Annotated in this window: 28 protein-coding genes and 1 tRNA gene; 16 read left to right on the top strand and 13 right to left on the bottom strand. The window is 63.8% G+C overall.

The window, feature by feature from the left end; translation table 11 throughout:
- The first annotated feature begins 17 nt into the window (after positions 1–17).
- From AKI39_RS16010 to glcF, 4 genes are all read left to right on the top strand, one after another.
- Positions 18–1,427, top strand: coding sequence for an FAD-binding oxidoreductase (locus tag AKI39_RS16010; protein ID WP_066638069.1), 1,410 nt, complete (start codon positions 18–20; stop codon positions 1,425–1,427).
- Between the two features lie 76 nt (positions 1,428–1,503).
- A complete protein-coding gene (locus tag AKI39_RS16005) occupies positions 1,504–3,006 on the top strand; it encodes an FAD-linked oxidase C-terminal domain-containing protein (RefSeq protein ID WP_066638065.1) in 1,503 nt (500 codons plus the stop codon).
- Between the two features lie 12 nt (positions 3,007–3,018).
- Positions 3,019–4,128 carry a glycolate oxidase subunit GlcE gene (gene glcE / locus AKI39_RS16000; protein ID WP_066638062.1) on the top strand — a complete coding sequence of 370 codons (1,110 nt, stop codon included), beginning with the start codon at positions 3,019–3,021 and terminating at the stop codon, positions 4,126–4,128.
- A 7-nt stretch (positions 4,129–4,135) separates the two neighbouring features.
- On the top strand, positions 4,136–5,392 hold the full coding sequence (gene glcF / locus AKI39_RS15995; protein ID WP_066638060.1) for a glycolate oxidase subunit GlcF: 1,257 nt from the start codon (positions 4,136–4,138) through the stop codon (positions 5,390–5,392).
- On the opposite strand, the gene AKI39_RS15990 is transcribed toward glcF, so the two are convergent.
- From AKI39_RS15990 to AKI39_RS15980, 3 genes are read right to left on the bottom strand one after another with little or no spacing between them, the layout of a single operon-like run.
- Positions 5,376–6,815 carry an NAD(P)(+) transhydrogenase (Re/Si-specific) subunit beta gene (locus tag AKI39_RS15990; RefSeq protein WP_066638054.1) on the bottom strand — a complete coding sequence of 480 codons (1,440 nt, stop codon included), beginning with the start codon at positions 6,813–6,815 and terminating at the stop codon, positions 5,376–5,378. The genes glcF and AKI39_RS15990 overlap by 17 nt on opposite strands.
- Entirely contained in the window at positions 6,812–7,129 is a 318-nt protein-coding gene (locus AKI39_RS15985) for an NAD(P) transhydrogenase subunit alpha (RefSeq protein ID WP_066638052.1), read from the bottom strand. The genes AKI39_RS15990 and AKI39_RS15985 overlap by 4 nt, the downstream gene beginning before the upstream one ends.
- The gene (locus tag AKI39_RS15980) at positions 7,130–8,248 is read right to left on the bottom strand and encodes a Re/Si-specific NAD(P)(+) transhydrogenase subunit alpha (RefSeq protein ID WP_066638050.1); all 1,119 of its coding nucleotides are present in this window, start codon (positions 8,246–8,248) and stop codon (positions 7,130–7,132) included.
- Positions 8,249–8,435: 187 nt separating this feature from the next.
- Between AKI39_RS15980 and mnmA the strand changes: the two genes are divergently transcribed.
- Both mnmA and AKI39_RS15970 read left to right on the top strand, forming a co-directional pair.
- Complete coding sequence (mnmA, locus tag AKI39_RS15975; protein ID WP_066638038.1) at positions 8,436–9,557, top strand: tRNA 2-thiouridine(34) synthase MnmA; 1,122 nt, start codon at positions 8,436–8,438, stop codon at positions 9,555–9,557.
- 19 nt (positions 9,558–9,576) lie between these two features.
- Entirely contained in the window at positions 9,577–10,392 is an 816-nt protein-coding gene (locus AKI39_RS15970) for a sulfite exporter TauE/SafE family protein (protein ID WP_066643129.1), read from the top strand.
- Between the two features lie 12 nt (positions 10,393–10,404).
- Here the strand turns inward: AKI39_RS15970 and AKI39_RS15965 are convergent, their stop codons facing one another.
- A complete protein-coding gene (locus AKI39_RS15965; protein ID WP_066638036.1) occupies positions 10,405–11,019 on the bottom strand; it encodes a glutathione S-transferase in 615 nt (204 codons plus the stop codon).
- Positions 11,020–11,189: 170 nt separating this feature from the next.
- Between AKI39_RS15965 and purB the strand changes: the two genes are divergently transcribed.
- From purB to AKI39_RS15950, 3 genes are all read left to right on the top strand, one after another.
- A complete protein-coding gene (gene purB, locus AKI39_RS15960) occupies positions 11,190–12,566 on the top strand; it encodes an adenylosuccinate lyase (protein WP_066638034.1) in 1,377 nt (458 codons plus the stop codon).
- A 258-nt stretch (positions 12,567–12,824) separates the two neighbouring features.
- Positions 12,825–13,055 (top strand): hypothetical protein, encoded by a 231-nt coding sequence (locus AKI39_RS15955; protein ID WP_066638025.1) that lies wholly within the window; start codon positions 12,825–12,827, stop codon positions 13,053–13,055.
- Between the two features lie 86 nt (positions 13,056–13,141).
- Positions 13,142–13,441 carry a hypothetical protein gene (locus AKI39_RS15950; RefSeq protein ID WP_066638022.1) on the top strand — a complete coding sequence of 100 codons (300 nt, stop codon included), beginning with the start codon at positions 13,142–13,144 and terminating at the stop codon, positions 13,439–13,441.
- Positions 13,442–13,465: 24 nt separating this feature from the next.
- Here the strand turns inward: AKI39_RS15950 and AKI39_RS15945 are convergent, their stop codons facing one another.
- The gene (locus AKI39_RS15945) at positions 13,466–13,804 is read right to left on the bottom strand and encodes a hypothetical protein (RefSeq protein ID WP_066638015.1); all 339 of its coding nucleotides are present in this window, start codon (positions 13,802–13,804) and stop codon (positions 13,466–13,468) included.
- A 387-nt stretch (positions 13,805–14,191) separates the two neighbouring features.
- On the opposite strand from AKI39_RS15945, the gene AKI39_RS15940 reads away from it, so the two are divergent.
- The gene (locus tag AKI39_RS15940) at positions 14,192–14,395 is read left to right on the top strand and encodes a cold-shock protein (RefSeq protein WP_066638013.1); all 204 of its coding nucleotides are present in this window, start codon (positions 14,192–14,194) and stop codon (positions 14,393–14,395) included.
- A 190-nt stretch (positions 14,396–14,585) separates the two neighbouring features.
- Here the strand turns inward: AKI39_RS15940 and AKI39_RS15935 are convergent, their stop codons facing one another.
- Entirely contained in the window at positions 14,586–15,212 is a 627-nt protein-coding gene (locus AKI39_RS15935; protein ID WP_076879713.1) for a VirK family protein, read from the bottom strand.
- A 164-nt stretch (positions 15,213–15,376) separates the two neighbouring features.
- Here AKI39_RS15935 and AKI39_RS15930 point away from each other — a divergent pair, with 164 nt between their 5' ends.
- The gene (locus AKI39_RS15930) at positions 15,377–15,853 is read left to right on the top strand and encodes a DUF3597 domain-containing protein (protein WP_066638008.1); all 477 of its coding nucleotides are present in this window, start codon (positions 15,377–15,379) and stop codon (positions 15,851–15,853) included.
- 521 nt (positions 15,854–16,374) lie between these two features.
- Here the strand turns inward: AKI39_RS15930 and AKI39_RS15925 are convergent.
- The 3 genes from AKI39_RS15925 to egtD all read right to left on the bottom strand — a co-directional run bounded on the left by AKI39_RS15925 (position 16,375) and on the right by egtD (position 18,957).
- Positions 16,375–16,451: transfer RNA gene (locus AKI39_RS15925), tRNA-Met, on the bottom strand.
- 154 nt (positions 16,452–16,605) lie between these two features.
- Positions 16,606–17,898, bottom strand: coding sequence for an ergothioneine biosynthesis protein EgtB (gene egtB / locus AKI39_RS15920; protein WP_066638005.1), 1,293 nt, complete (start codon positions 17,896–17,898; stop codon positions 16,606–16,608).
- A gap of 36 nt (positions 17,899–17,934) precedes the next feature.
- Complete coding sequence (gene egtD, locus AKI39_RS15915; RefSeq protein WP_066638002.1) at positions 17,935–18,957, bottom strand: L-histidine N(alpha)-methyltransferase; 1,023 nt, start codon at positions 18,955–18,957, stop codon at positions 17,935–17,937.
- 221 nt (positions 18,958–19,178) lie between these two features.
- Here egtD and AKI39_RS15910 point away from each other — a divergent pair, with 221 nt between their 5' ends.
- The 4 genes from AKI39_RS15910 to AKI39_RS15895 all read left to right on the top strand — a co-directional run bounded on the left by AKI39_RS15910 (position 19,179) and on the right by AKI39_RS15895 (position 21,965).
- The gene (locus AKI39_RS15910; protein ID WP_066638001.1) at positions 19,179–19,517 is read left to right on the top strand and encodes a DUF883 family protein; all 339 of its coding nucleotides are present in this window, start codon (positions 19,179–19,181) and stop codon (positions 19,515–19,517) included.
- 37 nt (positions 19,518–19,554) lie between these two features.
- Positions 19,555–20,076 carry a hypothetical protein gene (locus tag AKI39_RS15905; protein WP_066637998.1) on the top strand — a complete coding sequence of 174 codons (522 nt, stop codon included), beginning with the start codon at positions 19,555–19,557 and terminating at the stop codon, positions 20,074–20,076.
- 16 nt (positions 20,077–20,092) lie between these two features.
- Positions 20,093–20,404, top strand: coding sequence for a hypothetical protein (locus tag AKI39_RS15900; protein ID WP_066637995.1), 312 nt, complete (start codon positions 20,093–20,095; stop codon positions 20,402–20,404).
- Between the two features lie 100 nt (positions 20,405–20,504).
- The gene (locus AKI39_RS15895; protein ID WP_066637992.1) at positions 20,505–21,965 is read left to right on the top strand and encodes a phospholipase D-like domain-containing protein; all 1,461 of its coding nucleotides are present in this window, start codon (positions 20,505–20,507) and stop codon (positions 21,963–21,965) included.
- A gap of 69 nt (positions 21,966–22,034) precedes the next feature.
- On the opposite strand, the gene AKI39_RS15890 is transcribed toward AKI39_RS15895, so the two are convergent.
- The 3 genes from AKI39_RS15890 to AKI39_RS15880 all read right to left on the bottom strand — a co-directional run bounded on the left by AKI39_RS15890 (position 22,035) and on the right by AKI39_RS15880 (position 24,520).
- Positions 22,035–22,403 carry a hypothetical protein gene (locus AKI39_RS15890; RefSeq protein WP_066637989.1) on the bottom strand — a complete coding sequence of 123 codons (369 nt, stop codon included), beginning with the start codon at positions 22,401–22,403 and terminating at the stop codon, positions 22,035–22,037.
- Positions 22,404–22,457: 54 nt separating this feature from the next.
- On the bottom strand, positions 22,458–22,844 hold the full coding sequence (locus tag AKI39_RS25830) for a hypothetical protein (RefSeq protein WP_162493861.1): 387 nt from the start codon (positions 22,842–22,844) through the stop codon (positions 22,458–22,460).
- Between the two features lie 197 nt (positions 22,845–23,041).
- Positions 23,042–24,520, bottom strand: coding sequence for an RNA polymerase factor sigma-54 (locus AKI39_RS15880; RefSeq protein WP_443102171.1), 1,479 nt, complete (start codon positions 24,518–24,520; stop codon positions 23,042–23,044).
- Between the two features lie 285 nt (positions 24,521–24,805).
- Between AKI39_RS15880 and AKI39_RS15875 the strand changes: the two genes are divergently transcribed.
- Positions 24,806–25,258, top strand: a complete 453-nt coding sequence (locus AKI39_RS15875; protein WP_066637977.1) for a PRC-barrel domain-containing protein — start codon at positions 24,806–24,808, stop codon at positions 25,256–25,258.
- Positions 25,259–25,267: 9 nt separating this feature from the next.
- Here AKI39_RS15875 and AKI39_RS15870 read toward each other — a convergent pair whose 3' ends face one another.
- Positions 25,268–26,188: a sigma-54 interaction domain-containing protein gene (locus tag AKI39_RS15870; RefSeq protein ID WP_443102169.1), complete on the bottom strand. Its 921-nt coding sequence runs from the start codon at positions 26,186–26,188 to the stop codon at positions 25,268–25,270.
- Positions 26,189–26,493 lie beyond the last annotated feature (305 nt).

The following is a 26,493-nucleotide window of genomic DNA, read 5'->3' as shown; positions in this document are numbered from 1 at the left end:
GGCTCGGATAGAACAAGATGAATGACCTGACCGATCCTTCGCCGTTGCGGCGCCCGCTGCCCGGCCCTTGCCTGGACGCCTTGCGGGCGATCGTCGGCGATCGGCTGTCCACCGCCCAGGTCGTGCGCGAGCACCACGGCCATGACGAATCACCGTACCCGGACATCCTGCCGGACGCGGTGGTCTTCGCGCGGACCACCGAGGAAGTCGCGGCCGTGGCGCGCGTATGCAATGAACACGGCGTGCCGCTGGTGGCGTATGGCGCCGGCTCTTCGCTGGAGGGCCATCTGCTTCCCGTGCAGGGCGGCATCACGCTGGACCTCTCGGGCATGAACGCCGTCCTGGCCGTCCATGCCGAAGACTTCACCGCCACGGTGCAGGCCGGCGTGACGCGCAAGCAGCTGAACGAGCATTTGCGCGACACTGGATTGTTTTTTCCGGTAGACCCTGGCGCCGACGCGAGCCTGGGCGGGATGGCGGCCACGCGGGCATCCGGCACCAATGCCGTCCGGTACGGCACCATGCGCGAAAACGTCGTATCGCTGACCGTGGTCACCGCCGACGGCCGCGTGCTGCGCACCGCGCGGCGCGCGCCGAAATCGTCCGCCGGCTATGACCTGACGCGCATTTTCGTGGGCAGCGAAGGCACGCTGGGCATCATCACGGAAGTCACCGTCAAGCTCTATCCTCAACCGGAGGCCGTTTCGGCCGCGGTGTGCAATTTCCCGACGCTGGGCGATGCCGTGGACAGCGTCATCGAGATCATGCAGGCGGGCGTGCCGGTGGCGCGCGTCGAGTTCATGGACGAACACGCGGTGCGGTCCGTGAACCGGCATAGCAAGCTGGACTTGCGTGAAACGCCACTGCTGCTTTTCGAGTTCCATGGCAGCGCGGCGGGGGTGCAGGAGCAGGCGGCGTCCGTACAAGCGATCGTGCACGAACATGGCGGCATGGATTTCGAATGGGCGCACCGACCCGAAGACCGCAGTCGACTGTGGGCCGCGCGCCACAATGCCTATTTCGCCGGCCTGCAGCTGAGGCCTGGCTGCCGTGCCAGCACGACGGACGTCTGCGTGCCGATTTCGGCACTGGCCGACTGCGTGCGCGAAACCGCCCGCGATCTGGCCGAGGCGCCGTTCCCGACCACCATCGTTGGCCATGTCGGGGACGGGAATTTCCATGTGCTGATGCTGTTGGATCCGGACAGCCAGCAGGAATGGGAAGCTTCGGAACGGATCAACCATGCGCTCGTCCGGCGCGCGATCGCGGCCGACGGAACCTGCACCGGTGAGCACGGTGTCGGCCTGCACAAGATGGGGTTTCTCCTTGAGGAGCATGGCCAGGACGCGCTTGATCTGATGCGCAGTCTCAAGCATGCCTTCGATCCCAACAACATCCTCAATCCCGGAAAGATCGTCAACTGGTGACGCGGCGGGCGGGGGCTTGTTACCTTGGGGTAAATCCCTGACTGTGCGATTCTCCCGCCCGCGCTATCTTTGAACCATGAATACCTTGGTAGAGACCGATCTTACGGATGCGCAGGTGGCGCCGCCTGCAGCGCCGGAACTGGTGGCGGCGCTGCAGGCGGTGCTGCCGGCCCATTGCGTGTTGTATCGCGAGGAAGACACGCGGCCCTACGAGTGCGACGGCCTGTCCTTGTACCGAGCCTTGCCGGCCGTGGTCTGCCTGCCTGAAACCGAAGCGCAGGTGCAGCAGGTGATGCGCGTGTGCAAGCGCCTGAGCGCGCCCGTCGTGCCGCGCGGGGCGGGGACCGGCTTGTCCGGCGGTGCCATGCCGCACAGCCAGGGCGTGCTGCTGGGCCTGTCGAAATTGAACCGCATCAAGCGCATCGACGCGGACAACGCGCTTGCGGTGGTCGAGCCCGGCGTACGCAATCTGGCGATCTCGGAGGCGGCGGCCGCGCAAGGCCTGTATTACGCCCCGGATCCCTCCAGCCAGATCGCCTGTTCCATCGGCGGCAACGTTGCCGAAAACTCGGGCGGCGTGCGCTGCATGAAGTATGGCCTGACGGTGCACAACATATTGCGTGTTCGTGTGGTGACCATCGATGGCGATATCGTCGAACTGGGCAGCGAGGCGCCCGACGCGCCGGGTCTGGACCTGCTGGCAGTGTTCGTCGGATCCGAAGGCATGCTGGGCATCGTGACCGAAATCACCGTCAAGCTGCTGCCCAAGCCCGTTTGCGCGCAGGTGGTGCTGGCAAGCTTCCCCAGCGTGGAAGCCGCGGGGAATGCCGTCACGCGCATCATCGGCGCGGGCATCATCCCGGCCGGCCTTGAAATGATGGACAAGCAGGCCGTGCACATGGTCGAGCCTTTCGTGCAGGCCGGCTACGACATGGACGCGCAAGCCATCCTGCTGTGCGAATCCGACGGTACTCCGGAGGAAGTCGCGCATGAAGTCGCGCACATGGAGGCCGTGCTGCAGGACGCGGGTGCGACCCGCCTGCAGGTGTCCACGTCGGAACAGGAGCGTCTGCGGTTCTGGGCCGGGCGCAAGAACGCCTTCCCGGCGGCAGGGCGCGTTTCGCCGGATTACTATTGCATGGATGGCACCATCCCGCGGCGGCACCTTGCCCGCGTGCTGGGCGCCATCGAACAGATGGAAGACGAGTTCGGGTTGCGTTGCGCCAATGTGTTCCACGCGGGCGACGGCAACCTGCACCCGCTTATCCTTTTCGATTCCAACAAGCCGGACGAGACCGAGCGCGCAGATAAATTCGGCGTCGCGATACTCGAGCTGTGCGTACAGGTGGGAGGCACCGTGACCGGAGAGCACGGTGTGGGTATGGAGAAAATCAATCAGATGTGCGTGCAGTTCTCGCGCGAGGAGCTCGACACGTTCCTCGCCGTGAAAAGAGCCTTCGATCCCCAGTGTCTGCTCAATCCGCAGAAGGTCATTCCAACCTTGGCGCGCTGCGCCGAGTACGGCAAGATGCACGTGCACGGCGGCGAGCTCCGATTCCCTGATCTATCTCGCTTCTGATACAGGGTCGTCATGGATTTCGTCCTGTCGGAGTTGTGCGACCAGGTCATGACCGCGCGCGCCGGGCACAAGCCGTTGTTTATCTGCGGCGGCGGCAGCAAGGCTTTCTACGGCAACCATCGCCCCTTGCGGCCGGAGGACGGCCATTGCCTGCTCGACGTGACGGCGTACCGCGGCATCGTCAATTATCAGCCCTCCGAGCTCGTGGTGACCGCCAGGGCGGGGACGCCGCTGCGCGAACTCGAAGCCGAGCTTGCCGCGCAAGGGCAGATGCTGGCGTTCGAACCGCCTCACTATGAGGCGTCCGCAACGGTAGGAGGCTGCGTGGCCTCGGGGCTGGCGGGGCCGCGCCGCATGGCGGCGGGCAGCGTACGGGATTTCGTGCTCGGTGCGCGCCTGTTGGACGCTCAGGGCCGCATGCTGAACTTCGGCGGCGAGGTCATGAAGAATGTGGCGGGCTATGACGTGTCCCGGCTGCTGGCCGGGTCGCTGGGCATCTTCGGCGTGCTGCTGGAAGTCTCGTTGAAGGTGCTGCCTCGCCCTGCCACGGAGACCACACTGCGCCTGGCGGCGTCGGAACGCGAGGCCTTGGCGGCATTCGCCACATGGCGGCGCCTGCCGATGCCGGTCTCCGCGGCTTGCTGGGTGCCCGAAGTACCTTCCGATAACGGCACGATATGGGTGCGCCTGTCCGGCGCGCCGCCCGCCATCGATGCGGCGCGGATCCGGATCGGCGGCGACGTGGTGGACCCTGTTCAGGCCGACGGGTTCTGGCTGTCGGTGCGCGAGCAGACGCACGCTTTCTTCGATCGCTCGCGGCCGTTGTGGCGGATCGCGGTGCCGCCCGCGACGGCACCGATGGAACTGGGCACCACGTTGATCGAATGGGGGGGCGGGCAGCGATGGCTGAGCGGACAATACGACGCGGCATCGGTTCGGGCCGCGGCGCAGGGCAGGGGAGGACACGCCACCCTGTTCCGCGCCACGCAGCGCGAGGACTTGCCCGCGGACGGTGTGTTCCAACCCTTGGCGCCGGGCGTCGCGACATTGACGCGCCGGCTGAAACAGGAACTCGATCCTTCCGGGCTATTCAATCCGGGTCGATTGGCGCTGGAACTATAGGATCCTCATGCAAACCCAAATCGCTTCCTGGGCACGCGACACAGACTATGGCCGCGAAGCAGACGCCATACTGCGCCGTTGCGTACACTGCGGCTTTTGTACGGCGACGTGCCCGACATATCAGGTGCTGGGCGACGAACTGGATGGTCCGCGCGGACGCATCTACTTGATCAAGCAGATGCTGGAAGGCGCCGAGCCCACCCGGTCGACGCAGACGCACCTGGACCGCTGCCTGACCTGCCGCAACTGCGAAACCACATGTCCCTCCGGCGTCGAATACGGGCATCTCGTCGACATCGGCCGCGCCCTGGTGGAAAGCCGTGTCAGCCGGCCTTGGGGCCAGCGCCTCAAACGAGTGCTGCTGCGCAAGGGCCTGACTTCCCGCTGGTTCGCGCCGGCGATGCGGCTGGGCAAGGCAGTGCGGCCCCTGCTGCCGGCGGCCATGCGGGCCAAGGTTCCGGAGACGCGTGCCGTGGGCAAGCTGCCAGACGGCCGTGCGCATGCGCGCCAGGTGATTCTATTGTCCGGCTGCGTGCAGCCCTCGATGATGCCGACCATCGACGCGGCGACGATACGGGTATTGGATAGCCTGGGTATCGGCACGATGGTCGTGGCGGGAAGCGGATGCTGCGGTGCCATCAATCTGCATCTGGACGATGCATCGACCGCGCTGGGACAGATGCGAGCCAACGTCGATGCCTGGTGGCCGCTGGTGGAAAGCGGCAGGGTCGAGGCGATCGTGATGAACGCCTCCGGCTGCGGCGCCATGGTGAAGGAGTATGCGCATCACCTGCGCAAGGACCCGGCCTATGCGGATCGCGCCGCGCGTATCGTCTCGCTGGTGCGCGACGTGTCGGAAGTCGTCGCGCCGCACGCGCGTGAGCTGCGCGAGCGCCTCGGGGCACCCGTGCGCGCGGCGTTTCATCCGCCGTGCACGCTGCAGCACTGGCAGGGACTGCGGCCCCTGGCCGACACCGTGTTGACGGAGCTGGGCTTCCATCTGCAGCCGTTTGCCGACCGTCACCTGTGTTGCGGTTCGGCGGGCGCCTACTCGGTCATGCATCCCGAAATGGCGGGCACCCTGCGCGACCGCAAGCTGGCCGCCATCGCGCCGACCGCGCCCGACGTGATCCTCTCCGCCAACATCGGCTGCATCACCCATCTGCAAAGCGGGACGGCCACGCCGGTGCGTCACTGGATAGAGGCGTTGGACGAACGCCTCCACCAGGATGCCGCCAGGGACGCGGCTACTCCACGGCCTTGACCATATCTTCGATGATTTTCTTGGCGTCGCCGAAGACCATCATCGTGCGGTCCATGTAGAACAGTTCATTGTCCAGGCCGGCATAGCCGGCCGCCATCGAACGCTTGTTCACGATGATGGTGCGCGCCTTGTAGGCTTCCAGGATCGGCATGCCGGCGATGGCGGACTGTGGATCGTTCTTGGCCGCGGGATTCACGACGTCGTTGGCGCCCAGGACCAGGACCACGTCGGTCTGGCCGAACTCGCCGTTGATGTCGTCCATCTCGAAGACCTGGTCGTAGGGCACTTCGGCCTCGGCCAGCAGGACGTTCATATGGCCGGGCATGCGGCCGGCCACAGGGTGGATGGCATAGCGCACGGTCACGCCTTTTTCCGTCAGCTTGGCCGCCAGCTCCTTCAAGGCATGCTGCGCCCGCGCCACGGCCAGTCCATAGCCCGGGATGATGATGACCGTCTCGGCATTGGTCATCAGGAACGCGGCGTCGTCGGCGCTACCCGACTTCACGTTGCGCTGCTGTGCCGCCGCGTTGGCGTTGCCGCCACCGCCCCCGTTGCCGAAGCCGCCCAGCAGTACATTGAAGAACGAGCGGTTCATCGCCTTGCACATGATGTACGACAGGATCGCGCCGGACGAGCCGACCAGCGAGCCCGCGATGATCAGCATCGGGTTGTTCAGCGAAAAACCGATGCCGGCCGCGGCCCAGCCCGAATAGCTGTTCAACATGGACACTACGACCGGCATGTCGGCGCCGCCGATCGGAATGATGATCAGCACACCCAGTACGAAAGCGATGGCCGCCATCGCGATGAACGGCGTCCAGCCCTCCGTCATCACGAAGGCCACCCCGCACGCCAGCATGACTAGGGCCAGCAGCAGGTTGACGATATGCTGCCCGGGGAACACCACGGGCGCGCCCTGGAACAGGCGGAACCGGTATTTGCCGGACAACTTGCCGAACGCGATGACGGAGCCGGAAAACGTGATGGCGCCGACGAAGGTGCCGATGAAGATCTCGACGCGGTTGCCCGTCGGCAGCGCCGTGCCCATGGGCGCGATGCCGAAGGCATGCGGTTCAGCCACCACCGCGACGGCGATCGCCACGGCCGCCAAGCCGATCATGCTATGCATGAAGGCGACCAGTTCTGGCATCTTCGTCATTTCGACGCGTCGGGCCATGATGGTGCCTGCCGTGCCGCCGATCAGCAGGCCCAGCAGCACCCAGCCCAGTCCCAGTCCGGCTATGCCCGGACCGGCCAGGGCCAGGATCAGCGCGCCGGTGGTCAGCACGGCGATTGCCATGCCGGCCATGCCGAAGGCGTTGCCGACGCGCGAGGTGGTCGGATGCGAGAGGCCCTTCAGGGCCTGGATGAAGCAAACCGATGCCAGCAGGTAAAGCAGCGTGACGATGTTCAGCGAGATCATCGCGCGTCCTCCTTCGCCAGCTTGCGGTCTTTTTTCTTGAACATTTCCAGCATGCGCCGGGTGACCAGGAAACCGCCGAAGACGTTCACCGCGGCCAGCGCGACGGCCAGCACGCCCATGCCGCGCGCCAGGCCGCCTTCGGTGAGGGCCGCCGCCAGCATCGCGCCGACGATGATGATGGCGGAAATGGCGTTGGTGACGGCCATCAGGGGCGTGTGCAGCGCCGGCGTGACGTTCCAGACGACGTGATAACCCACGTACACGGCCAGGACGAAGATGATCAGATTGATCAGGGTGGGACTCAAGGCTTCCATTCAAGACCTCCGAACCGCATTGCCGGATTCGCAGACCAGGCAGGCCGCGACGATTTCATCCTGGCGCTGGATGGCGAGCGCGCCGTCCTTGTCCACGATCAGCTTGAGGAAATCCGCCATGTTGCGCGCATAGAGCGCCGATGCATCCGTGGGCACCAGGGCGGGCAGGTTGGCCAGTCCGACCAGCGTTACGCCATGCTTTTCCACGACGCGGCCCTTTTCGGACAAGGGGCAGTTGCCGCCGCGTTCGACGGCCAGGTCCACCAGCACCGAGCCGGGCTTCATGGCCTGTACGGTTTCCGCGGACACCAGCGTGGGCGCGGGGCGCCCCGGTATCAGGGCCGTCATGATGATGATGTCAGCCTGCCGGCAACGCTCCGATACCAGGGCGGCCTGGCGCGCCATCCATGCGGTCGGCATGGGCCGGGCATAGCCGCCGACGCCCTGGGCGATTTCGCGTTCCTCCTCGGTTTCGAACGGCACGTCGATAAATTTGGCGCCTAGCGATTCCACCTGTTCCTTCGCGGCGGGGCGCACGTCGGATGCCTCGACCACCGCCCCCAGCCGCCGCGCCGTGGCAATGGCCTGCAGGCCAGCCACGCCGGCGCCCAGGACGACCGCGCGGGCCGCCTTCAGTGTGCCGGCCGCGGTCATCATCATGGGAAACAGCCGGCCGTAGTAGTGGGCCGCCAGCAGCACCGCCTTGTAGCCCGCCAGGTTCGCTTGGGACGACAGCACGTCCAGGCTTTGCGCTCGCGTGATGCGCGGCGCCGCTTCCAATGCGAAGCCGGTGACGCCGGTTGCCGCCAGCCGCGCGATGCCCTCGGCATCGAAGGGGTCCAGCATGCCGGCCAGCACGGCGCCGCGCTTGAGCGCCGCCAAGCCCTCGGCTTCCGGCATCCGCACGGTGAGCACCAGGTCGGCACCCAGGGCGTCCGCCGCCGAGCCGAGCGTGGCGCCCGCGGCCTCATAGGCTTCATCCGTGTAGCGCGCGGCGCTGCCGGCGCCGTGCTGCACGATCACGGTATTTCCCCCCGCCACGTATTTCTTGACGGTTTCCGGGGTCGCCGCCACGCGTGTTTCCCCCTCCAGGGTCTCTCGCGGTATACCGATACGCATACGTTCTCCTTGTCGGATATCGGGCCGTGACACTTATACACGACTTGCCCCGCCGTGGCGTCGGTAAATCCACCGGGTAAAATACCTGTCCGGTTCTTCCCGGACCGCCGCGGCCGATGCTTTTTCGGGTGTCCGCGCCATCCGGGCAATGCCGCCCTTCGTTTGTCGCTGATCTTCCCCGCTTTCCATGTCCTCCATTGCTCCTACCAAAGGCCGCGTCGTCGTCGGCATGTCCGGCGGCGTCGATTCATCCGTCACGGCCTGGCTGCTCAAGCAGCAAGGCTACGAAGTGATCGGGCTGTTCATGAAGAACTGGGAGGACGATGACGATTCCGAATACTGCTCGACGCGGCAGGATTGGCTGGACGCCGCCAGCGTCGCGGATCTCGTCGGCGTCGATATCGAAGCCGTAAACTTCGCCGCGGAATACAAGGACCGCGTCTTCGCGGAATTCCTGCGCGAATACTCCGCCGGCCGTACGCCCAACCCGGACGTGCTGTGCAACGCGGAAATCAAGTTCAAGGCTTTTCTGGACCATGCCATGAGCCTTGGCGCGGACCTCATCGCCACGGGCCACTACGCGCGGGTACGCGCCATGGCCGCGGCGGGTGGAACCCGCTATCAGTTGCTCAAGGCGCTGGACGGCACCAAGGACCAGAGCTATTTCCTGCATCGCCTGAACCAGCAGCAGTTGTCGCACACGATGTTTCCCCTGGGTGAAATACCGAAGACCCAGGTCCGCCGGCTCGCCCATGACATCGGCTTGCCCAATGCCGCGAAGAAGGATTCGACCGGCATATGCTTCATCGGCGAACGGCCTTTCCGTGAATTCCTGAACCGCTATCTGCCGACAGCGCCCGGCCCCATCCTGACGCCGGAAGGCCACCGCGTGGGCACGCATACGGGCTTGTCGTTCTATACGCTGGGCCAGCGCAAGGGCATAGGTATTGGCGGCATCAAGGGCAGGCAGCGCGACGACGGCACCGCGGAAGCCTGGTATGCCGCTCGCAAGGATCTACCGGCCAACACGCTCTACGTCGTGCAGGGCCATGACCATCCGTGGCTGCTGTCCGGGTCGCTCGGCGCCCAGGATGCCAGTTGGGTCGCCGGACACCCGCCTCCCGCCGGCGCCTATGCGGCGAAGACCCGCTACCGCCAGGCCGATGCCGCCTGCATGCTGCGCGATGGCGGCGGCGAAACCTTCACGCTGGACTTCGACCAAGCGCAGTGGGCGGTCACCCCCGGACAGTCGGCCGTGCTGTACGACGGTGACATTTGCCTGGGTGGAGGTATCATCGCGTCCCAATGACCATAACAAGGGAGTGGACGTGGATATTCCTATCTTGATCTGCCTGTTGCTGCTGGGTGCCGGCGCGGGGTTCGCCGCCGGCCTGCTGGGCATAGGCGGTGGCATGGTACTGGTGCCTTTCCTGACGATGATTTTTGGTTGGCAGGGCATGAGCGATGACCTCATCGTGCACGCAGCCATCGCGACGTCGATGACGTCCATCCTGTTCACATCGGTCTCCAGCGTGCGGGCCCATCACGCTGCCGGCGCGGTCATTTGGCGCGTCGCCTTGGCGATGGCGCCGGGGCTCATCGTGGGCGGGCTGCTGGCCGGCGGCGCTGTGTTCGCCGCGCTGCATACCGGCTGGCTGTCGGCGTTCTTCGCCGCTTTCGTGCTGTATTCCGGCTATTCGATGCTGCGCAATACCAAGCCCAAGCCGTCACGCCAGATACCCGGCGTGGCGGGGACCTCGGCGGCCGGCGTCGGTATCGGGTTCGTTTCAGGCCTGGTGGGGGCGGGCGGCGGATTTCTTTCCGTGCCATTCATGATCTGGTGCAACGTGCCACTGCGCAACGCCGTGGCGACGTCGGCCGCGCTGGGTTTCCCTATCGCCTTGGCGAACAGCACGGGATATGTGATTTCTGGCCTGCGGGAAGCGGGCAGCACGCCGGGCATGCTGGGATATATCTATTGGCCGGCCTTGCTGGCGCTGGTCTGCATGAGCGTGTTGACAGCACCCATCGGCGCCCGCGCGGCGCACAGCCTGCCGGTCGCGACGGTCAAGCGCACCTTCGCCTTCCTGCTTTTCGCGCTGGCCATCTTCATGGCCTACAAGGCCTGGCGGGCCTTCACCTGACGCAGCGCGCCCTCAGGCGTTTTGCGGGGGCGCGGTATCGATGAAGGACTGGCGCGTGGAGAGCTTTTCGAACAGACGCGCCAGGTTCGGGTGCCCCGTCCGCCAGTTCAGGTCCGCAAAACGCAGGTCCAGGTAGCCCAGGGCGCAGCCCACGGCCACGTCGGCCAGGCTGTGGTTGATGCCCATGCAGTGGGCGTGTTCACCGAGGCTCTTGTTCATCGCGTCCAGGCTGGCGTGGATCTTGCCGTACTGGCGCGCAATCCATTCGTCATTGCGCAAGCCATCGGGACGCTGTCTTTCCTTGACGATGCCCACAGCGGCGTCGAGTACGCCATCGGCGATGGCTTCCCAGCATTTGACGGCGGCGCGCTCCCGGCCTGACTGCGGGATGAGGCGTGCGACGGGGGAAAGGGTATCGAGGTACTCGACGATCACGCGCGAATCGAACAATGCGCCGCCGTCTTCCATGACCAGGCAGGGCACCTTGCCCAGGGGGTTGTATTGCTGGATCTTGGTGTCCGGAGACCAGACGTTCTCCAGTTCAAAGCGGTAATCCAGCTTCTTCTCCGCCATGACGATCCGTACCTTACGTACGTACGGGCTAGTAAGGGAGCCTATCAGTTTCATGGATGCACGGTCATAGTCGGAAAGCGGGCGGCAGTATAGCAGGATGATGCCACGTCGGACCGCGGATGGCGCGGCCGGCTGCTCACACCGGTGGATGAGGAACAGCGGATGATAAAATCGCTGAGTTTTTTCGCGATTTTCAATACTCGTTTCGGTCTATTTTCCTGCTCATGCATATCGCCTCCGCCCTCAGTCCGCTCAATGCGCTTTCTCCACTTGATGGGCGATACGCCTCGCGCGGCGACGCCTTGCGCGGCTTGTTGTCCGAAGCCGGCTTCATGGCCCACCGCGTCGAAGTCGAGGTCGCGTGGCTGTCGGCCCTGGCCGAAGCGGGGCTGCCGGAACTGCCACGCTTTTCCGGGGATGCCCGCGCCCGCCTGGCGGCGATCGTGCAAGACTTCAGCGAAGCCGATGCCGCCCGTATCAAGGAAATCGAACGCGTCACCAACCATGACGTCAAGGCGGTCGAATATTGGCTGAAGGAAAAGGTGGCCGATCACGTCGAGCTCTCCCGCGCGGCGGAATTCATTCATTTCGCCTGCACCTCGGAAGATATCAACAACACCTCACATGCGCTCATGTTGTCGCGCGCTTGCAACGGTGTGCTGGTTCCTACACTGCAGAAGCTGCACGGCAAGCTTGTCGCGATGGCGGCGACTCATGCCGACCAGCCCATGCTGTCGCGCACGCATGGGCAGCCAGCCAGCCCCACCACGCTGGGCAAGGAATTCGCCAACGTGGCCGCGCGCCTGGGGCGCGCTCTGGACGCGATCCGCGCGGTGCAGCCGCTGGCCAAACTGAACGGCGCCACCGGCAACTACAACGCGCACCTGTCCGCCTACCCCGAGGTCGATTGGCCTGCTTTCAGCCAGCGCGTTCTCCAGGGCCTGGGATTGACGCAAAATCGCCACACCATCCAGATCGAGCCGCATGATTGGATGGCGGCGCTCTTCGATGCCGTGGCGCGCGCCAACATCATCATCCTGGACCTGGACCGCGATATCTGGGGCTATGTCTCCCTGGGGTACTTCAAGCAGCGGCTCAAGGAAGGCGAGGTTGGCTCCTCTACCATGCCGCACAAGGTCAATCCGATCGACTTCGAAAACTCGGAAGGCAATATCGGCCTGGCCAATGCCATGCTGCGCCATCTGGCGGACAAGCTTCCCGTGTCGCGGTGGCAGCGCGATCTGACCGACTCCACCGTATTGCGCAACCTCGGCGTGGCCTTCGGGTATTGCATGGTGGCCTGGGACGCGTGTCTGCGCGGCCTGGAAAAGCTGGAAATCAATGCCGGCGCCATCGATGCCGATATCGACGCTTGCTGGGAGGTCCTCGCCGAACCCGTTCAAACCGTCATGCGGCGTTATGGATTGCCCCAGCCTTACGAACAGCTCAAGGCGCTGACACGCGGCAAAGGCATCACCGAAACGGCGTTGCGCGAGTTCATACAGGGGCTGGCGCTGCCGGCGGACGCGAAGACGCGCCTTCTGCGACTGACTCCCCGCTCTTATATCGGCTTGGCCGCCCAACTGGCCCGATCGTTGTAAAAAAGTCATCCAGGCGTGCACGGGCCGGCGGATTTCCGCCGGCCCTTTGCTTTTCGGGCTCAAAAAGCGACCCGCCGTCGGGTTGCATTTGCTAATGACTTTGTGTCGGGGCACTTCCTGATTCGTCCCATTTCGAGACCGCGTCCCTTATTGCAGAGCGCGCTTCGAGCCGGCGGCTGCCCTCTGTGAGCACCCGACATCAAGGGCCGGGCACGCCGCTTGCGGGAGGGGAAGCAACAGTCCCTCGGGCGATACGCAATGGAAGTTTTCGCAAAAACCTTCAACGCCTGGGGTGCCACCTTAACGGTGGACCCCGATGGCGGTGGCCGCTACAGCTGGAAGATTCTGGTCGAAGACCGCCGACACGGCGAGCCCCGATTGCAATGCATCGTGTCGCCCGTCCACTTTCCTTCCATGAGCGAAACCATCCTGGACGGCCGGGCCGCTTTGGAAGGATTGGTTCCCGAGCCCTATCCCGCGCAGGGGTGAGCGCCTACGCGGGCACCTGCGGTGCCAGCGGGATGTTGCTTCGATTTTGTCCTGTCTTATCGCTTTATGAACGAATGGAGAAGAAAATGAGCGCCATGATGTGCCTTCCGTGCCAGAGCATCACCCTTGCCAGGCCCGGGCTTCAAGCCCACCAGAATCTCGTGCATGAAGGCTTCGTGCGCCCCACCGAAAAGCGCCGCGAGAACCACCGTGAAGACCGCTTCCGCTGCTCGTGCTGCCATACCCAGTGGGTACGCGAAACCGATCGTTGGGGTATGGACCTGGGGTTTCGCCTGGCGCCGGTGCAGGGTGGCGCCAAGCCGCAATATTCCCCACCGGAAAACGCCCCGCGCGCGGGCGTGCGGGTTTATCAAGTACCCGCCTGATCGCAGTGGTGGTTTGTATTGAACTTAATGCAATTCGGTATCGTGTCGGCCCGGGTCGTAACCGAGAAGCTGCAGTGCGGCTTCATACGCAGCTGAATCGACACAGAGAAATACGGCGATGTCGCCTGGATTGATATTGTCCAGGACATCGCCGATTTGCTCCGGTGCCGAGGCCGGGTCTGTGACGGCCGTGGCATGGATGGCCCCGCCGGCCTCAACCTCCGCAGGGGGCACGATGTCCGCGATGAGGTCCAGATCCGGCGGGCTGATGACGACATAGCTGCGTATGAATTCCCCGTCGAGGGTAGTCCGCAAGGCCATGCCCGAGGCCACATCCGCCGTGCGGGCGCTGATAATGCTCATGAGTTGCCTTTCTTTCGTACGGGGCGGGCCGTCCGCGGGCCGCCCTTTTGCTCGATCAATATATAGCGCTGGCTGGCGCGTCGGGGCTGTAATGCACAGCCATTCGTTTTCGTTCCGAGCTCCACAATGTTCATGTGCAACGCCCGGTAATGGTAGATGGCTTTTATGCGCGGCGATGTAGCAATTAGTTTCACATAGCCGTCCGCGCTGGGGAAAATGTTTTTGACTTAAATGAATGTCGCGTTCATAGTGTCGTGGAGATTTTCAAGCAGCGCGATCTTTGTACAGTTCAGGGTTCTTTCCGGTCTCCGTTATTGTTCTTGGCCCTAGCTTGAATGTCTCGTGTCCCGGGCTTTTGGCCCATTGTAAATGCAAGGAAAAATCGGTATGGAAACCGGCATCGTCAAGTGGTTCAACTCTGAAAAAGGTTATGGCTTTATCACCCCGGAAGCGGGCGGTAAGGACTTGTTCGCGCACTTCTCTGAGATTCAAGGCAGCGGCTTCCGCTCGCTCGAAGAAAACCAGCGTGTGTCATACGTCATCGCTCAGGGTCCCAAGGGCCCTCAGGCAACGAAGATCACGGTTCTGTAATGCCTCTGGCATGAATACTTGAGCAAAAGGCCCCGCCTCGGCGGGGCTTTTTGTTGCTTGCGCTAATGTGGCCGGCGTCTGTTGGTCTCGGGGCCACACCCACCCGGTCGGCGTCGCGCGGACGCCACAGGCGGGCGTGGTGAGTGCGGCTTCACCCCCTGGCGCGTTGCGTGGCGATGACGTGTCAGCGCTATGGGTGAGGATCGAGGCGGTCAGCAGGCTGCCGCGGCTCTGCATCGCCGTCCTGTGCGGGGGTCTGGATAGGGGCGTCCATCCGCGTTCTCAGCGGTAGGGCGCGAGGCGCTTCGCCCCCGATAAAACGGACGCCATGCGTCATGCGGCATTGGAATTTCCCCCGCGGCGTGATTTCGTCGCTGGATCCGGCCTGTCTGGCAAAGCGTACCGTCACGCTCCCGTCGGGCATCGCGCGATAGCGAATGTATTCGACAACAGGTTTCTCCTCTGCATCCAGCGTGCGGTGCGTGTCGGCGAAGGCCACATATTGGTCACCCGGAATGAGGAATCGCGTGATGCGAGAACCTCCCTTTACCTTCGGGCCGGCCGCGTCGCTGCCCTCTCGAGTGCAGAGGGCCAGGTCGAGCAGGGTAGTGACCGATTGACCTGTCATCAGCGCGTCGACAAGAGAGCGGTAGGTCGACAGTTCATGGGCCGCTGCCGGCGTGCCGGCCAGTGCGCATGCAATGCCGGCCAGGACTGCGGCCCGCAGGCGCGCGTAGCGCGGCCGTGCCGGGCGGCGCGGCGCGGTCGGGCAAGGCGCCCGGCTTCCGGTCGTGGGTGGATGGGTATGTATGGTCATGTCTGCTCCAAAGGGCGCCCGCCGCGACGCAGGCGCGGCAAATGTGGTTTGCCCCGTTCGAACGGCCGCGGTGTGTGAGAGGCCGGACAGACTTGGTTCCGGGTTAAAACACCTCTATGCGCCATCCGGGCGTATCGCAATGCCGAGTCGGAATGGGAGGCATCATGAGCATCTTCAAGTCGATACTGGCCAGGATTTTTCCGAGCAACCATCCCGCCAACACCCAGGTGTCGGGCGCGGATGCGCCCGTGGCCGGCACGGGAGCCGGCGCGTCCACGCAGCCCTCCGGGGGCGGTGCCGGCAGCGTGTCGGCGCCATCCAGCGCGGCCGGTGCAGCCAGCAGCCCCGCGCCAGCCACCGGCACGGCACCGGCGACCATGCCGGAAGTCGATGTCCGGGCCGTGCTCCTGGACCTGCAAGGCAAGAACCCGCAAAAGCTCAATTGGGAAACGTCGATCGTCGACCTGATGAAGCTGCTGGGGCTGGACAGCAGCCTGGCCGCGCGCAAAAGCCTGGCGTCCGAGTTGGGCTACAGCGGCAACATGGAAGACTCGGCGTCCATGAATGTCTGGTTGCACAAGCAGGTCATGACCAAGCTGGCGGAAAATGGCGGAAAGGTGCCGGACGAGCTGAGGCACTGAGGGCAAGAAGAAAAGCCCCCATCGAAAGGCGGGGGGCTTAGCGCGGGCCGGCCCTGGCTGGAGGCCGGCCGGCAAGTAACTAGCGGGTTGTTATCGCGGCGGTTGTGGGCTCGGATCGGCTGCTGGATCTCACCTTGAATTGCAATGCGCGGCGCTAAAGCATGGGACAAGCAGGGCCAACATAGGCCAGAATGCCTTCGATATATTCACGCGCTCCTGGCAAACGGTCCAGAGGGGGCCGTTGACAATGTGGGGCTGTGGCGGGCTGATGTAGGTGTCACACCAGTACGCTATGCCCCGTGAGGATCAGTGCCAGGATCAGCCTAGGTACGATTCGAAGCGCCCTGATGACGGCGAATGGAAAGAAATCGGCATTCGCAGTAACTCACCGGTGCACCGATACACGGCATCGGACGGACGCCCCCCGGAATATTGGGCGGTGTGCAATATCCCGTTCACAGTATCCCGTTCAAAACGGCAAAGAAAAAGGCCTCCACGTAAGTGGAGGCCTTTGAATTTGCTGGTGGCGCATCCCTGATTCGAACAGGGGACCTGCGGATTATGATTCCGTCGCTCTAACCGGCTGAGCTAATGCGCCATATTCCACACGGACCACGGATATATCGCTAGCGACATACCGCGCCCCGGGAAAGACCAAAATTCTAGCATGTAGCTTTGCCGTTTGCCAAATCGCTTATCGAAAGCCTGTAGGCTGCGGGCGTGGCATCGCCACCTGCCAGTTCAACGACGCCTCATGCATCGCACGCCAGCCGGATGCCTGAAAACTGCCATCGCGCGTCCGGCGGGAAGAAATTTCGATACGTGGCCCGGATATGCGACCGGGGCGTGGCGCAGGAACCGCCGCGCAATACGTACTGGTTGCACATGAACTTGCCGTTGTATTCGCCTACTGCGCCCGGTGGCGGCGCGAAGCCGGGGTAGGGCTCGTAAGGACTCGCGGTCCATTCCCAGATATCGCCGTACAGTTGCAGGGGTGCCTTCTCGTCATTGCCTGCCGGGGCGGCGCGGGGATGCAGCTCGCCTGTTTCGACGAAGTTGGCTTGCGGCTCCAGAGGGTGGCCGCGCGCGATCTGTTCCCACTCCGCTTCCTTGGGTAGACGGGCGCCCGCCCACCGCGCATACGCGTCGGCCTCGAAATAGCTGATGTGGGTGACAGGCGCGTCGGGGTCGATCGCTTCCATGCCGTGCAGGGTGAATGCCTGCCATGTTTCGTCCAGGTATTCCCAGTAAAGGGGCGCTTCCCAGCCTTGCGTGCGCACGATGTCCCAGCCCAACGAGAGCCAGAGCTCCGGTCGGCGATAGCCGCCATCGTCCATGAACGCCAGGTATTCACCCTGTGTCACGGGGCGTCGCGCCAGCCGGAAAGGCCGCAACAGCACCTGGTGGAGGGGTGTTTCGTTGTCGAAGCAGAAGCCGTCGCCATCATGGCCCACCTGGACGATGCCACCGGGATGGTCCACCCACTCCTGCCGCGCGGTGCTGACGACCGCGCACGGGCGAGGCGTGCCGACATAGGCCGGACGCAGCGCATTGCACGAGAGCAGGTGCTTGATGTCGGTGAGGATCAATTCCTGATGCTGCTGTTCGTGATGCAGGCCCAGTTCTACCAGTGCCTCCATGTCGCGATCGCCGTCGAGGCGCGGGATAAGCCGTGCCATGGCCTCATCGACATGTGCGCGGTAGGCGAGAACGTCCTGCAACGGAGGGCGAGTCAGCAGGCCACGTTGCGGCCGTGGGTGCCTTTCGCCGATGGCGTTGTAATAGGAATTGAAGAGAAAGCCGTAGCGGGGATGGAAGACCGTATAGCCGGGAAGGCGCGGCTGCAGCAGGAAGGTCTCGAAAAACCATGTCGTATGCGCCAGATGCCATTTCACCGGGCTTGCGTCAGGCATGGACTGGGCCTGGCAGTCTTCCGCGCTGAGCGGTGCGGCCAGTGCCAGGCTGGCGCTGCGTACCGCTTCGTAACGGGCCAGCAGGGAGGTGGCCGGCGTTGCCGGCCGGATCGATGTGTGCGGTGTGTCCATCGTCTTCACGTACGGTCTTGCGCGATGTCGCTTGTCTCAGGCCCGGGCACAGAAAACCGCGAACCATTCGCGCTCGTCGGTCCAATAGCGGATCTGACCGAAGCCGGCGCGAGCCAGCATGGCCTTGAAGGCGTGCGGGCGATATTTGTACGAGTCTTCAGTATGGATTCTTTCGCCTTCCTCGAAGCGCCGCTCGCCGCCAGCCCAGCGCACCGTGGTTGCGACCCGGGCGCGCAAGTGCATTTCCATGCGCGAGCGGGCCTCGTTGAAGCAGGCGACATGCTGCCACTGTGCCAGATTGAAATCTGAGCCCAGGATCGCATTGACGTGGCGCAACAGGTTCAGATTGAACGCTGCCGTTACGCCCACCGCATCATCATAGGCCGGCTCCAGTATTTCCCGGGGCTTGACCAGATCGACGCCAATGATCAATGCGCCGTCCGCGCATTGCCGACGTATGTTCGCCAGCAAATCGGCTGCATGGTCGGGCGGCAGGTTGCCGATGCTGGAGCCGGGATAGAAGAAGGCGCGCTGGTCTGCGTGTACTTCGTCGGGAATGCTCAGGTCGTTGAAGAAATCCATCCCCAGCGCGGTGATGTCCAGACCCGGGTAGCGGTCCGCAATGCGCTTGACGGCGGTTTTCAGGTAGTCGACGGAGATGTCGATGGGCACGTAGTGTGACGGGCGCATATGGGCAAGCAGGCGTTCCGCCTTGGCGCAGTCCCCGGCGCCCAGATCGATCAAGCTGCACACTGGTCCGGCATGCGCCACGATGTCCGGGGAATGGCGGCTGAAGATCTGGTTTTCGCAGCGTGTCGGGTAGTACTCATCCAATAGCGTGATGGCGGTGAACAGGCTGGAGCCCAGTTCGTCGTAAAGAAATTTGGGGCTGATATCGGCCTGGGGCTTGGTTAGGCCATCCAGCAACTCTTTTCTTACCGTATCGGTCGTCTCGACGTGGCGTTGGTGAAAGCGCGGTTCGGTCGGTAGCGCCTGCGGCGCGGCCGACGGAATGACCGCATCGGCGATAGAAGGCGACGAATACGAGGGTGAACGCATGCGGAATCCTTGTGGGCGGGCCGGCATCGGCCGGGCATGTGGGGGAGCAAACCCCGTTCCCAGGGGATGCTAGCGCGAATTCTAGGCAATCGCCGGGCTGAAATAGCGCTTTACCCATCGTTGCGAAAGAAAAGGGCCACCGCCACCGTCAAGCTCGACAATGGCTCATACGGTACGCCGTCCCCTTTGTAACCGGCAAGGGTTTTTTCCAAGGAGAGACCATGAACTCGAATTCCCATAGCGAACAACTTCTGGCAAGCAAGGAAAAAGTCTCGGCCAGCCTGCGGGAATTGATGGCAGGCACCGAAGAACTGCTCCGCTCCACGGCCTCTTATACCGGTGAAGAAGTCGAGCGCGCGCGCCAGCGCCTGAAGAGCCAGCTCGAGAACGCCCGCAGCATGGCGGGCTCATGGGAAAGCACCGCGGCGGAACGCTATCGCTATGTGGCGGATGCGACGGACGAGTACGTGCACGAGAATGCCTGGAAGTCAATCGGCATCGCCGCGCTCGTGGGCCTGTTGCTGGGTGCCTGCTTGTCCTCGGGCGGCGACCGCCGCTAGGCCCGCAGGCCCTTCCCATTCACCATGAGACGCGATCATGCCCATGATTGTGGTCGCCAGATTTGACACGCTGCCCGATGCCGCCAGCGCCGCCCATGCGCTGGTGGGCGATGGTTTTCGCGAGGATGCCGTCTGCGTTTTCCGTGCAGCCGAGCGCGGCGAACGATGGCCCGGCCGCCTGGTGCATGCCGCTATCGCCAGGACCGCCGCCTTGGGCGCGGCCGGCGCCGCCGTCGGCGTTGCCGCGACCGTGGCGCTGGCCATTCCCGATCCATACAGCGTGCTGATTGCGGCCATGGGCGCGCTGGCCGGCTCGCTGGCCGCGACGGTGCTCACCCGCTTCGAACGGCGCGCCACATCGGATGGCGCGTTGCCCTCGCAGGCAGCATTCGTGGCCGTAGTGACGGGCCCGGGCCAGGAAGCGAAAGGCACGCAACTTCTGCATGACGCCGGCGGCCGTAGCATGGAGCGCCTGCGGGGCCGGCACATCCTGTCCGAATTGATACCGGGCCGCGAGGGCATGAAAGACGCGTTTCGAACAGGCTTTCCTATTTCATGATGTTCAGGAGACCGTAATGAAAGCCGGACGTACCGACGAGCACGACAAGGCTCCAAGCAATCACGGGCGCTCGCCCGACAATCCGCAGGAAAAGCGCACGGAAGGGCCGGCGCGCGTATCGCACGAGCTGGACAAACAGCAGGATTGGGACAAGGCCGCGCAGGACCCCGGTTTCCAGAAGGGCGATCAAGGCGGCTACAAGGGCGATTACGACCAAGGCAAATACGAAACGCGCGACTTCGGCTTTCCCCGTAAGGAGGATGCCGAGCGTCGCGTCGGCTCGCGGCAGGCTACGCCGTCGTCGGCAAAGGGTGAACGGAATAAATAACGGATAACGCGCGAAAACCGCGCCTTTGAGCAAACGGCCGTCCCATCGCCCACAAGAAATAAAGGACGGCCGATCGACCCCACACAAGCAAAAAATAACGATGAAACCATTATGGCGGGCCTTTGCGCTCGCGGTATTCACTTGCGCTCTCGCGGCCTGTGCCACGGTCCCAGATACCTCCGCTGGCACGATGCCGCGCAGCCAGATTCGCACGGCGACGGATTCCGGTTGGCAGAGTTACCAGCGCAGCCAGGATGTCATCAAGAAGCTCGATGCCGCCGGCACGCCCAGCTCGCCGGTCGTGCCCGACTCCGGAGATATCGATCCCACCACCGCTGGCTTTCTGCAGCGGCATCTGCAGGTGGAAGACGCGATCAGCGGATCGCCCATGGAGGCAGGCAACCGCGTGGACCTGCTGACGGACGGGCCGACCACCTATCACGCCATGCTGCAGGCCATCCGCGGTGCACGCCAGTACATTCATATGGAAAGTTATATCTTCGACGATGACGAGGCGGGCCGGACATTCGCCGATGCGCTTATCGCGAAGCGCAGCCAGGGCGTACCGGTCGCGCTCATGGTCGATGGCGTGGGAACGCTGAATACGCCCAAGGCGTTCTTCGATCGCATGCGCGATGCCGGTGTTCAGGTGGTCATTTTCAATCCCGTCAATCCGGCAAAGGCGCGCGCGGGGTGGTCGCCCAACAACCGTGATCACCGGAAGCTGCTCGTGGTCGACGGCAAGACGGGATTCCTGGGCGGGGTCAACATCAGTTCGGTATACGAGTCGTCCGCATCGAGCGGTGCGTCGTCTTCGATACTGCGGGGGAGCTCCACGGACCAGGGCAAGCCGCCCGATCCCAAGGAAGCGCCGTGGCGCGATACGCAAATCCGCGTGCAAGGGCCCGCGGTGGCGGACATCGAGCGTGTCATGCAGGAAGGCTGGCAGGCGCAGCACGGCCCGGCCCTCGACCCGCGCGAGTTCTATCCGGCGACCTCACGCCAGGGTGACTTGCGCGTGCGCATCATCGCCAACCGGCCAGGAGACCATGACGGCTATACCCTGTACCTGACCTTCATGTCGGCGATACAGAGCGCGCAGCGCTCCATTCATATCACCATGGCTTACTTCGTGCCCGATCCCGCCTTCGTGCGGGCACTCGCGGATGCGGCCAGACGCAAGGTGGACGTGGTGTTGGTGCTGCCCGGGTTCAGCGATTCTTCACTGGTATTTCATGCGGGCCGATCCTACTACTCCGAGCTGCTGGACGCCGGCGTGAAGATCTATGAGCGCCGCGATGCCTTCCTGCACGCCAAGACCGCCGTGATCGACGGGGTATGGTCCACGGTGGGCTCGAGCAATATGGACTGGCGCAGTTTTGCGCTGAACTACGAGTTGAATGCGGTCATTCTTGGGCCGCGCTTCGCGCAGCAGATGGAAACCCTGTTTGCCGACGATGTGGCGCGCGCCCAGCGCGTCGATTCCGCAGCATGGTCGGACCGCGGCATCAAGGAAAGATTCATGGAATCGATCGGCCGGATGTTCGAACGCTGGCTATGATCGTCGCTAGGAATGGAATGCGAAACAGCCGGCGCGTGCGCCGGCTGTTTCGCGATCAAGGGTGCAGCATTACTTGCCGTAGCGGGTCTTCGCATCGGCCATGCAGGCGTCCTTGGCGTTGCCCGACATCGCGTCGCATTTTTCCTTTGCGACATCGTAGGCGGAATTACGTTTCTCCTTCGTCGCATCGTGACGCGATTCGGCTTGCTTCTTGGCCTGCTTCGCATCGGCCTTGGCGTTGTCGCGCGTAGCCTTGGCTTCCTTCTTGCAGACGTCCTTGTCATTGCCCTTCAGGCCATCGCACTTCTTTTGGTCGGCCTTATACTGCGCATCGATTTCCTTGTTGGTCATCGGCGCCTGGGTTTGCGCATGCGCGGTGAAGGTGACTGCCGGAATGCTCAAGGCGATGGCGCTCAGGGAAAGTTTGATGATGCTCATGACGCTACTCCTTTGTTGTCTACAGGCCGATCGGCCTGGCCCCCGATGGGCCTCCTACTGTCGAGCAAGCCCCGTACCCGACCATGCTGACCGCAGCATGGGGCATGGACAGGCATAGGGTTTGCTGGACAGGAAGTCCCAATTCGCCACACGAAAGGAGAGCAGAATGAAGATCAGTCGTCTCACCTCCATGTTGATCCTGGCCGCGGCTTGCGGGTCCGGGGCGGCGTTGGCGCAGCAGAACGCTCCGACGACCCCTTCCACCACGCCCAATGATTCCACCGCCACGCCGCCGAGGAATGACAAGGTGCCGCCTGGAACGCCCGCTCCCGCGCCGTACGCCAGCCATCCCTCCGGCACCGCGCCGGTCATGCGAGACTCGTCCGGCAGTGATGTGAGGAAGGAAAAAGAGCCGCGGATGCCATCCGATATGAAGAACACCAACGTTTCGCCCACACAGGGCGGCGGTGCATCTTATACCGACACCGGCAAACGGTGATGCCGTGCCGCCTGACGCATGCCGCGCCGTGGCGCCGGCATGCGCTTACAGGCAGATCCACCGAAAACGGGGCACCAAGGTGCCCCGTTTTCCATGTGATGTTGATACGCGCGCGGGTCGGTGCGGGCGCATCGCGCCGTCAGTACTGCCGCCGCATATCTGCGGGTGGGTACTTCAGCTGTCCGCGGTATTTCGACACTGTGCGGCGGGCCACGACGACGCCCTGTTGGCCTAGCAGGTGCGCCAGATCGACGTCCGACAAAGGTGTCGAGGCGTCTTCGCCGTCAATCATTTCCTTGATCAATGCCCGTACGGCGGCGGCCGAGCAGCTGCCGCCCGTGTCGGTATAGAGTTCGCGGGAGAAGAAATGCTTGAACTCGAATATGCCGCGCGGCGTCGCCATGTACTTGTTGCTGGTGGCCCGCGATACCGTGGACTCGTGAATTTCCAGCTCGTCGGCGATCTCGCGCAACATAAGCGGGCGCAGGGCAATTTCGCCGTATTCGAAGAATGTCTGCTGGCGCAGAACGATGGCTTCCGCCACGCGTTGGATGGTGCTGTAGCGCTGCTCCACGTTGCGAATCAGCCAGCGTGCTTCCTGTAGTTCCTGTGCCATCGGCGAGCGGTCGCTGTAGCGCGCGTTGCGGAAAAGGTCGGCATAGGCCCGATGCAGGCGCGCCCGCGGCATGGCGGCGCGGTTCGGCGTGACGATCCACTGATTGTTGAACTTCTGCACGACGACATCGGGTACCACGTAGCTGGAATCCGCCTGGGAATAGCGCAGTCCGGGGCGAGGGTCCAGACGGCGAATCAGCGCGCAGGCCTCGCGCATCGCGTCGTCGCTGCATTGGCAGGCGCGCACCAGCCCGGAGAAGTCGTGCTTGCCCAGGCGTTCCAGTTCATGTTCGACGATGTGCATGGCCAGGCTGCGGCCTGGGGTGTCCTCATCCATCGCCATGAGTTGCAACTTCAGGCATTCCGCCAGATTGCGTGCGCCCAGGCCGGGCGTGTCCAACTGCTGGACCAGCTTCAAGGCGACCTCCCATTCCGCGGGATCGGGCGGCGGGTCGAACACGCCGTCTCCGGCCAGTTCGGTCAGTTCGGTGCGCAGGTAGCCTTCCTCGTCGAGGCCTTCGATGATGTATTCGGCCATCAGGCGGTCGCGCGGCGCCAGGCGGTAGCTGCATAGCTCGCCACACAGCCGGTCGCGCAGGTCTTCGGTGCTGCGCGCCCATTGGCCGACGTCGCTGTCGCCGTCGCCGGACACCCTCGCGGCCGGGTAATCACCGGAATATTCCGACTGGATATCCGGCAGTTCAGGCAGCTCCACGACTACTTCGGGCGGAGCCTCCGTGAGCGCCGGGCCTTGCAGGTCCGCGGCCCCGGACAAGCTTTCATTCAGGGTCGCCTCCGCCGAGGGCGCCGTCGAAGCGCCGGTCTCCGCGGGCGCCGATTCGTCTTCGCCTTCCTCCAGGAATGGATTGGTCGCGAGCGCTTGCTCGATTTCGCGGGTGAATTCCAGCGCGGACATCTGCAGCAGTTTCACCGACTGCTGGAGCCGCGGCGTCAGGCTGGTCTGCTGACGCGCCCTGAGTTCGTACGTGGCTTGATGTGCCAATTGCTGTCTCCGTTTGACTGCCGGGATGAAAACGCACATCCCATTCAAGACAACCATAAGCAAAGTCCATGCCATGTTTTGGCACGACGCTGCCTCGGCGAGCGGCTGCCGGCAAACCCGCGTATTTATTGGCTTTCCAAGGCACGCCGCATGCTGGCATGGTGTCTGGCAAATCCCGGGTTGGCGCGGTGTCCTTCTCTTCGCCAGACGGAATTACCAGCTCATGTAATAACTTCCAGACGGGGCCCAGGCGGCGCTCGGTGGTGCAGTTTCCAGGAGGTCGAGATGGACCATGGCCGTGATACCGCCGGCCCGGCACGGGTTGCCGCGGCCGGCTCCCCCGCCGAAACGCGCATCGTGGGGTCGGGAAAGAAGTCCGGCACGGGGCCGGGGCCCGAGATCATGGCCGCGGCCACGCTGGAAGGCAACGACGTGCTCAACCTGTCCGGGGAGAAACTGGGGGTGCTGCAGGACATCATGATCGACGTTCCGGCGGGGCGTATCGCCTATGCTGTCCTGGCCCGCGGCGGCGTCATGGGGATAGGCGACAAGCTCTTCGCGGTGCCGTGGAGCGCGCTTACGCTGGACACCGACCGCAAATGCTTTCTGCTCGATATCGATCTGGAGCGGCTGCGCAACGCCGCGGGATTCGACAAGGACAACTGGCCTCGCATGGCGGACCCCGCATGGGCCGCGGCCATCCATGAATACTACGGGCAGCCGCCGTACTGGTCCTGAACGCGCTGCTTATCCTGTGTGGGAACCGGCCGAGGCGTCGTAGGTGCCGAGCCGGTTGTATAGCGTCTTCAGGCTGATGCCCAAGGTGCGGGCGGTAAGGCGCTTGTCGCCCTGGTGATGCGCCAGCGTGGCCAGGATCAGCTCCCGCTGCGCCTGCAGCAGGGACGTCCCCACGGACATCTTCAGGGTGCCCTGGGCGACCTGCGCCTTGGGTTGGCGGCGCGACAGCGCCGGCCCCGCGATTTCCACTACATTGTCGGCAAGGATGTAGGCCCGGTGTATGGTGTTCTTCAGTTCGCGGACATTGCCGGGCCAGTCGTAGGCCAGGAGCGTTTCCAGGGCCCGCTTCGAGAAGGTCTTGTTGGTGCCTTCCGCAGCGTTGAAGCTGTCCAGGAAGCGTTGCGCCAGGTACGGTACGTCCTCCAGCCGCTCACGCAGCGGCGGCACGCGGAGCGGCACGACCGCCAGCCGGTAGAGCAGGTCCTCGCGGAACCGGCCTTCGTTGACGGCGGTATACGGGTCACGATTCGTCGCCGCGACGATGCGCACATTGACGCGCACCGGCTGTAGTCCGCCCACCCGATGAAACGTGCCGGTCTCCAGGACGCGCAACAGCTGCACCTGCATGTCCAGCGGCATCTCGGTTACCTCGTCCAGGAACAGCGTGCCGCCGCTGGCATGCTCGAAGTAGCCGATATTCTGGGCGATGGCGCCGGTAAAGCTGCCTTTCTCGTGGCCGAACAGTTCGGCCTCGATCAAGGTGGCCGGGATGGCGCCGCAGTTGACGGGGACGAAAGGTTGGTCGGCGCGGTCGCTGCCGCCGTGTATGGCGCGCGCCACCAGCTCCTTCCCGGTACCGCTTTCGCCCACGACCAGAACGCTGGCATCGGTACCGGCTACTTTGTCGATCTGCTCAGCCAGACGGCGCATGGCATCGCACTTTCCCATGGACGAGGGAGCTGGGAAGGCCGCCGGGTCCGCGCGATTCGCGACCCGTGACGTCGTAGGGGTGGGGCTTCCCATTTCCTTGATGGCTCGTTTGGCTGTCGGGCGCCTGGAATTGGCGTTCGCAATATCGGTCGGCTGCATATCTCGTGATCCTACTTATCCAGAATACTCGCCATTGCAAGCACTTGAAAGTAGATGAAAATCTTAGCTAACTGTACGAATTGATTACGTACGCCCAAAACACGGCGCGATAAGCTTCGCTGCCCGCGAATGGTCCCCATTATGCA

Source organism: Bordetella sp. H567, from assembly GCF_001704295.1.
GTDB lineage: Bacteria > Pseudomonadota > Gammaproteobacteria > Burkholderiales > Burkholderiaceae_B > Bordetella_C.
Note: the sequence above shows the minus strand (reverse complement) of the source record. Positions and strands in the feature narration are given on the sequence as shown.

What these genes read in the sequence shown, in the direction of transcription:
- glcE (WP_066638062.1), top strand. Translation starts at nt 3,019, where the DNA reads ATGGATTTCGTCCTGTCGGAGTTGTGCGACCAGGTCATGACCGCGCGC.
- AKI39_RS15905 (WP_066637998.1), top strand. Translation starts at nt 19,555, where the DNA reads ATGCCCATGATTGTGGTCGCCAGATTTGACACGCTGCCCGATGCCGCC.
- AKI39_RS15955 (WP_066638025.1), top strand. Translation starts at nt 12,825, where the DNA reads ATGGAAGTTTTCGCAAAAACCTTCAACGCCTGGGGTGCCACCTTAACG.
- AKI39_RS15910 (WP_066638001.1), top strand. Translation starts at nt 19,179, where the DNA reads ATGAACTCGAATTCCCATAGCGAACAACTTCTGGCAAGCAAGGAAAAA.
- AKI39_RS15930 (WP_066638008.1), top strand. Translation starts at nt 15,377, where the DNA reads ATGAGCATCTTCAAGTCGATACTGGCCAGGATTTTTCCGAGCAACCAT.
- AKI39_RS15895 (WP_066637992.1), top strand. Translation starts at nt 20,505, where the DNA reads ATGAAACCATTATGGCGGGCCTTTGCGCTCGCGGTATTCACTTGCGCT.
- AKI39_RS16010 (WP_066638069.1), top strand. Translation starts at nt 18, where the DNA reads ATGAATGACCTGACCGATCCTTCGCCGTTGCGGCGCCCGCTGCCCGGC.
- AKI39_RS15875 (WP_066637977.1), top strand. Translation starts at nt 24,806, where the DNA reads ATGGACCATGGCCGTGATACCGCCGGCCCGGCACGGGTTGCCGCGGCC.
- AKI39_RS16005 (WP_066638065.1), top strand. Translation starts at nt 1,504, where the DNA reads ATGAATACCTTGGTAGAGACCGATCTTACGGATGCGCAGGTGGCGCCG.
- egtD (WP_066638002.1), bottom strand. Translation starts at nt 18,957, where the DNA reads ATGCGTTCACCCTCGTATTCGTCGCCTTCTATCGCCGATGCGGTCATT.
- AKI39_RS15945 (WP_066638015.1), bottom strand. Translation starts at nt 13,804, where the DNA reads ATGAGCATTATCAGCGCCCGCACGGCGGATGTGGCCTCGGGCATGGCC.
- purB (WP_066638034.1), top strand. Translation starts at nt 11,190, where the DNA reads ATGCATATCGCCTCCGCCCTCAGTCCGCTCAATGCGCTTTCTCCACTT.
- AKI39_RS15900 (WP_066637995.1), top strand. Translation starts at nt 20,093, where the DNA reads ATGAAAGCCGGACGTACCGACGAGCACGACAAGGCTCCAAGCAATCAC.
- AKI39_RS15935 (WP_076879713.1), bottom strand. Translation starts at nt 15,212, where the DNA reads ATGACCATACATACCCATCCACCCACGACCGGAAGCCGGGCGCCTTGC.
- AKI39_RS15985 (WP_066638052.1), bottom strand. Translation starts at nt 7,129, where the DNA reads ATGGAAGCCTTGAGTCCCACCCTGATCAATCTGATCATCTTCGTCCTG.
- AKI39_RS15870 (WP_443102169.1), bottom strand. Translation starts at nt 26,188, where the DNA reads ATGCGCCGTCTGGCTGAGCAGATCGACAAAGTAGCCGGTACCGATGCC.
- AKI39_RS15990 (WP_066638054.1), bottom strand. Translation starts at nt 6,815, where the DNA reads ATGATCTCGCTGAACATCGTCACGCTGCTTTACCTGCTGGCATCGGTT.
- AKI39_RS15980 (WP_066638050.1), bottom strand. Translation starts at nt 8,248, where the DNA reads ATGCGTATCGGTATACCGCGAGAGACCCTGGAGGGGGAAACACGCGTG.
- mnmA (WP_066638038.1), top strand. Translation starts at nt 8,436, where the DNA reads ATGTCCTCCATTGCTCCTACCAAAGGCCGCGTCGTCGTCGGCATGTCC.
- glcF (WP_066638060.1), top strand. Translation starts at nt 4,136, where the DNA reads ATGCAAACCCAAATCGCTTCCTGGGCACGCGACACAGACTATGGCCGC.
- AKI39_RS15950 (WP_066638022.1), top strand. Translation starts at nt 13,142, where the DNA reads ATGAGCGCCATGATGTGCCTTCCGTGCCAGAGCATCACCCTTGCCAGG.
- AKI39_RS15965 (WP_066638036.1), bottom strand. Translation starts at nt 11,019, where the DNA reads ATGAAACTGATAGGCTCCCTTACTAGCCCGTACGTACGTAAGGTACGG.
- AKI39_RS15890 (WP_066637989.1), bottom strand. Translation starts at nt 22,403, where the DNA reads ATGAGCATCATCAAACTTTCCCTGAGCGCCATCGCCTTGAGCATTCCG.
- AKI39_RS15940 (WP_066638013.1), top strand. Translation starts at nt 14,192, where the DNA reads ATGGAAACCGGCATCGTCAAGTGGTTCAACTCTGAAAAAGGTTATGGC.
- egtB (WP_066638005.1), bottom strand. Translation starts at nt 17,898, where the DNA reads ATGGACACACCGCACACATCGATCCGGCCGGCAACGCCGGCCACCTCC.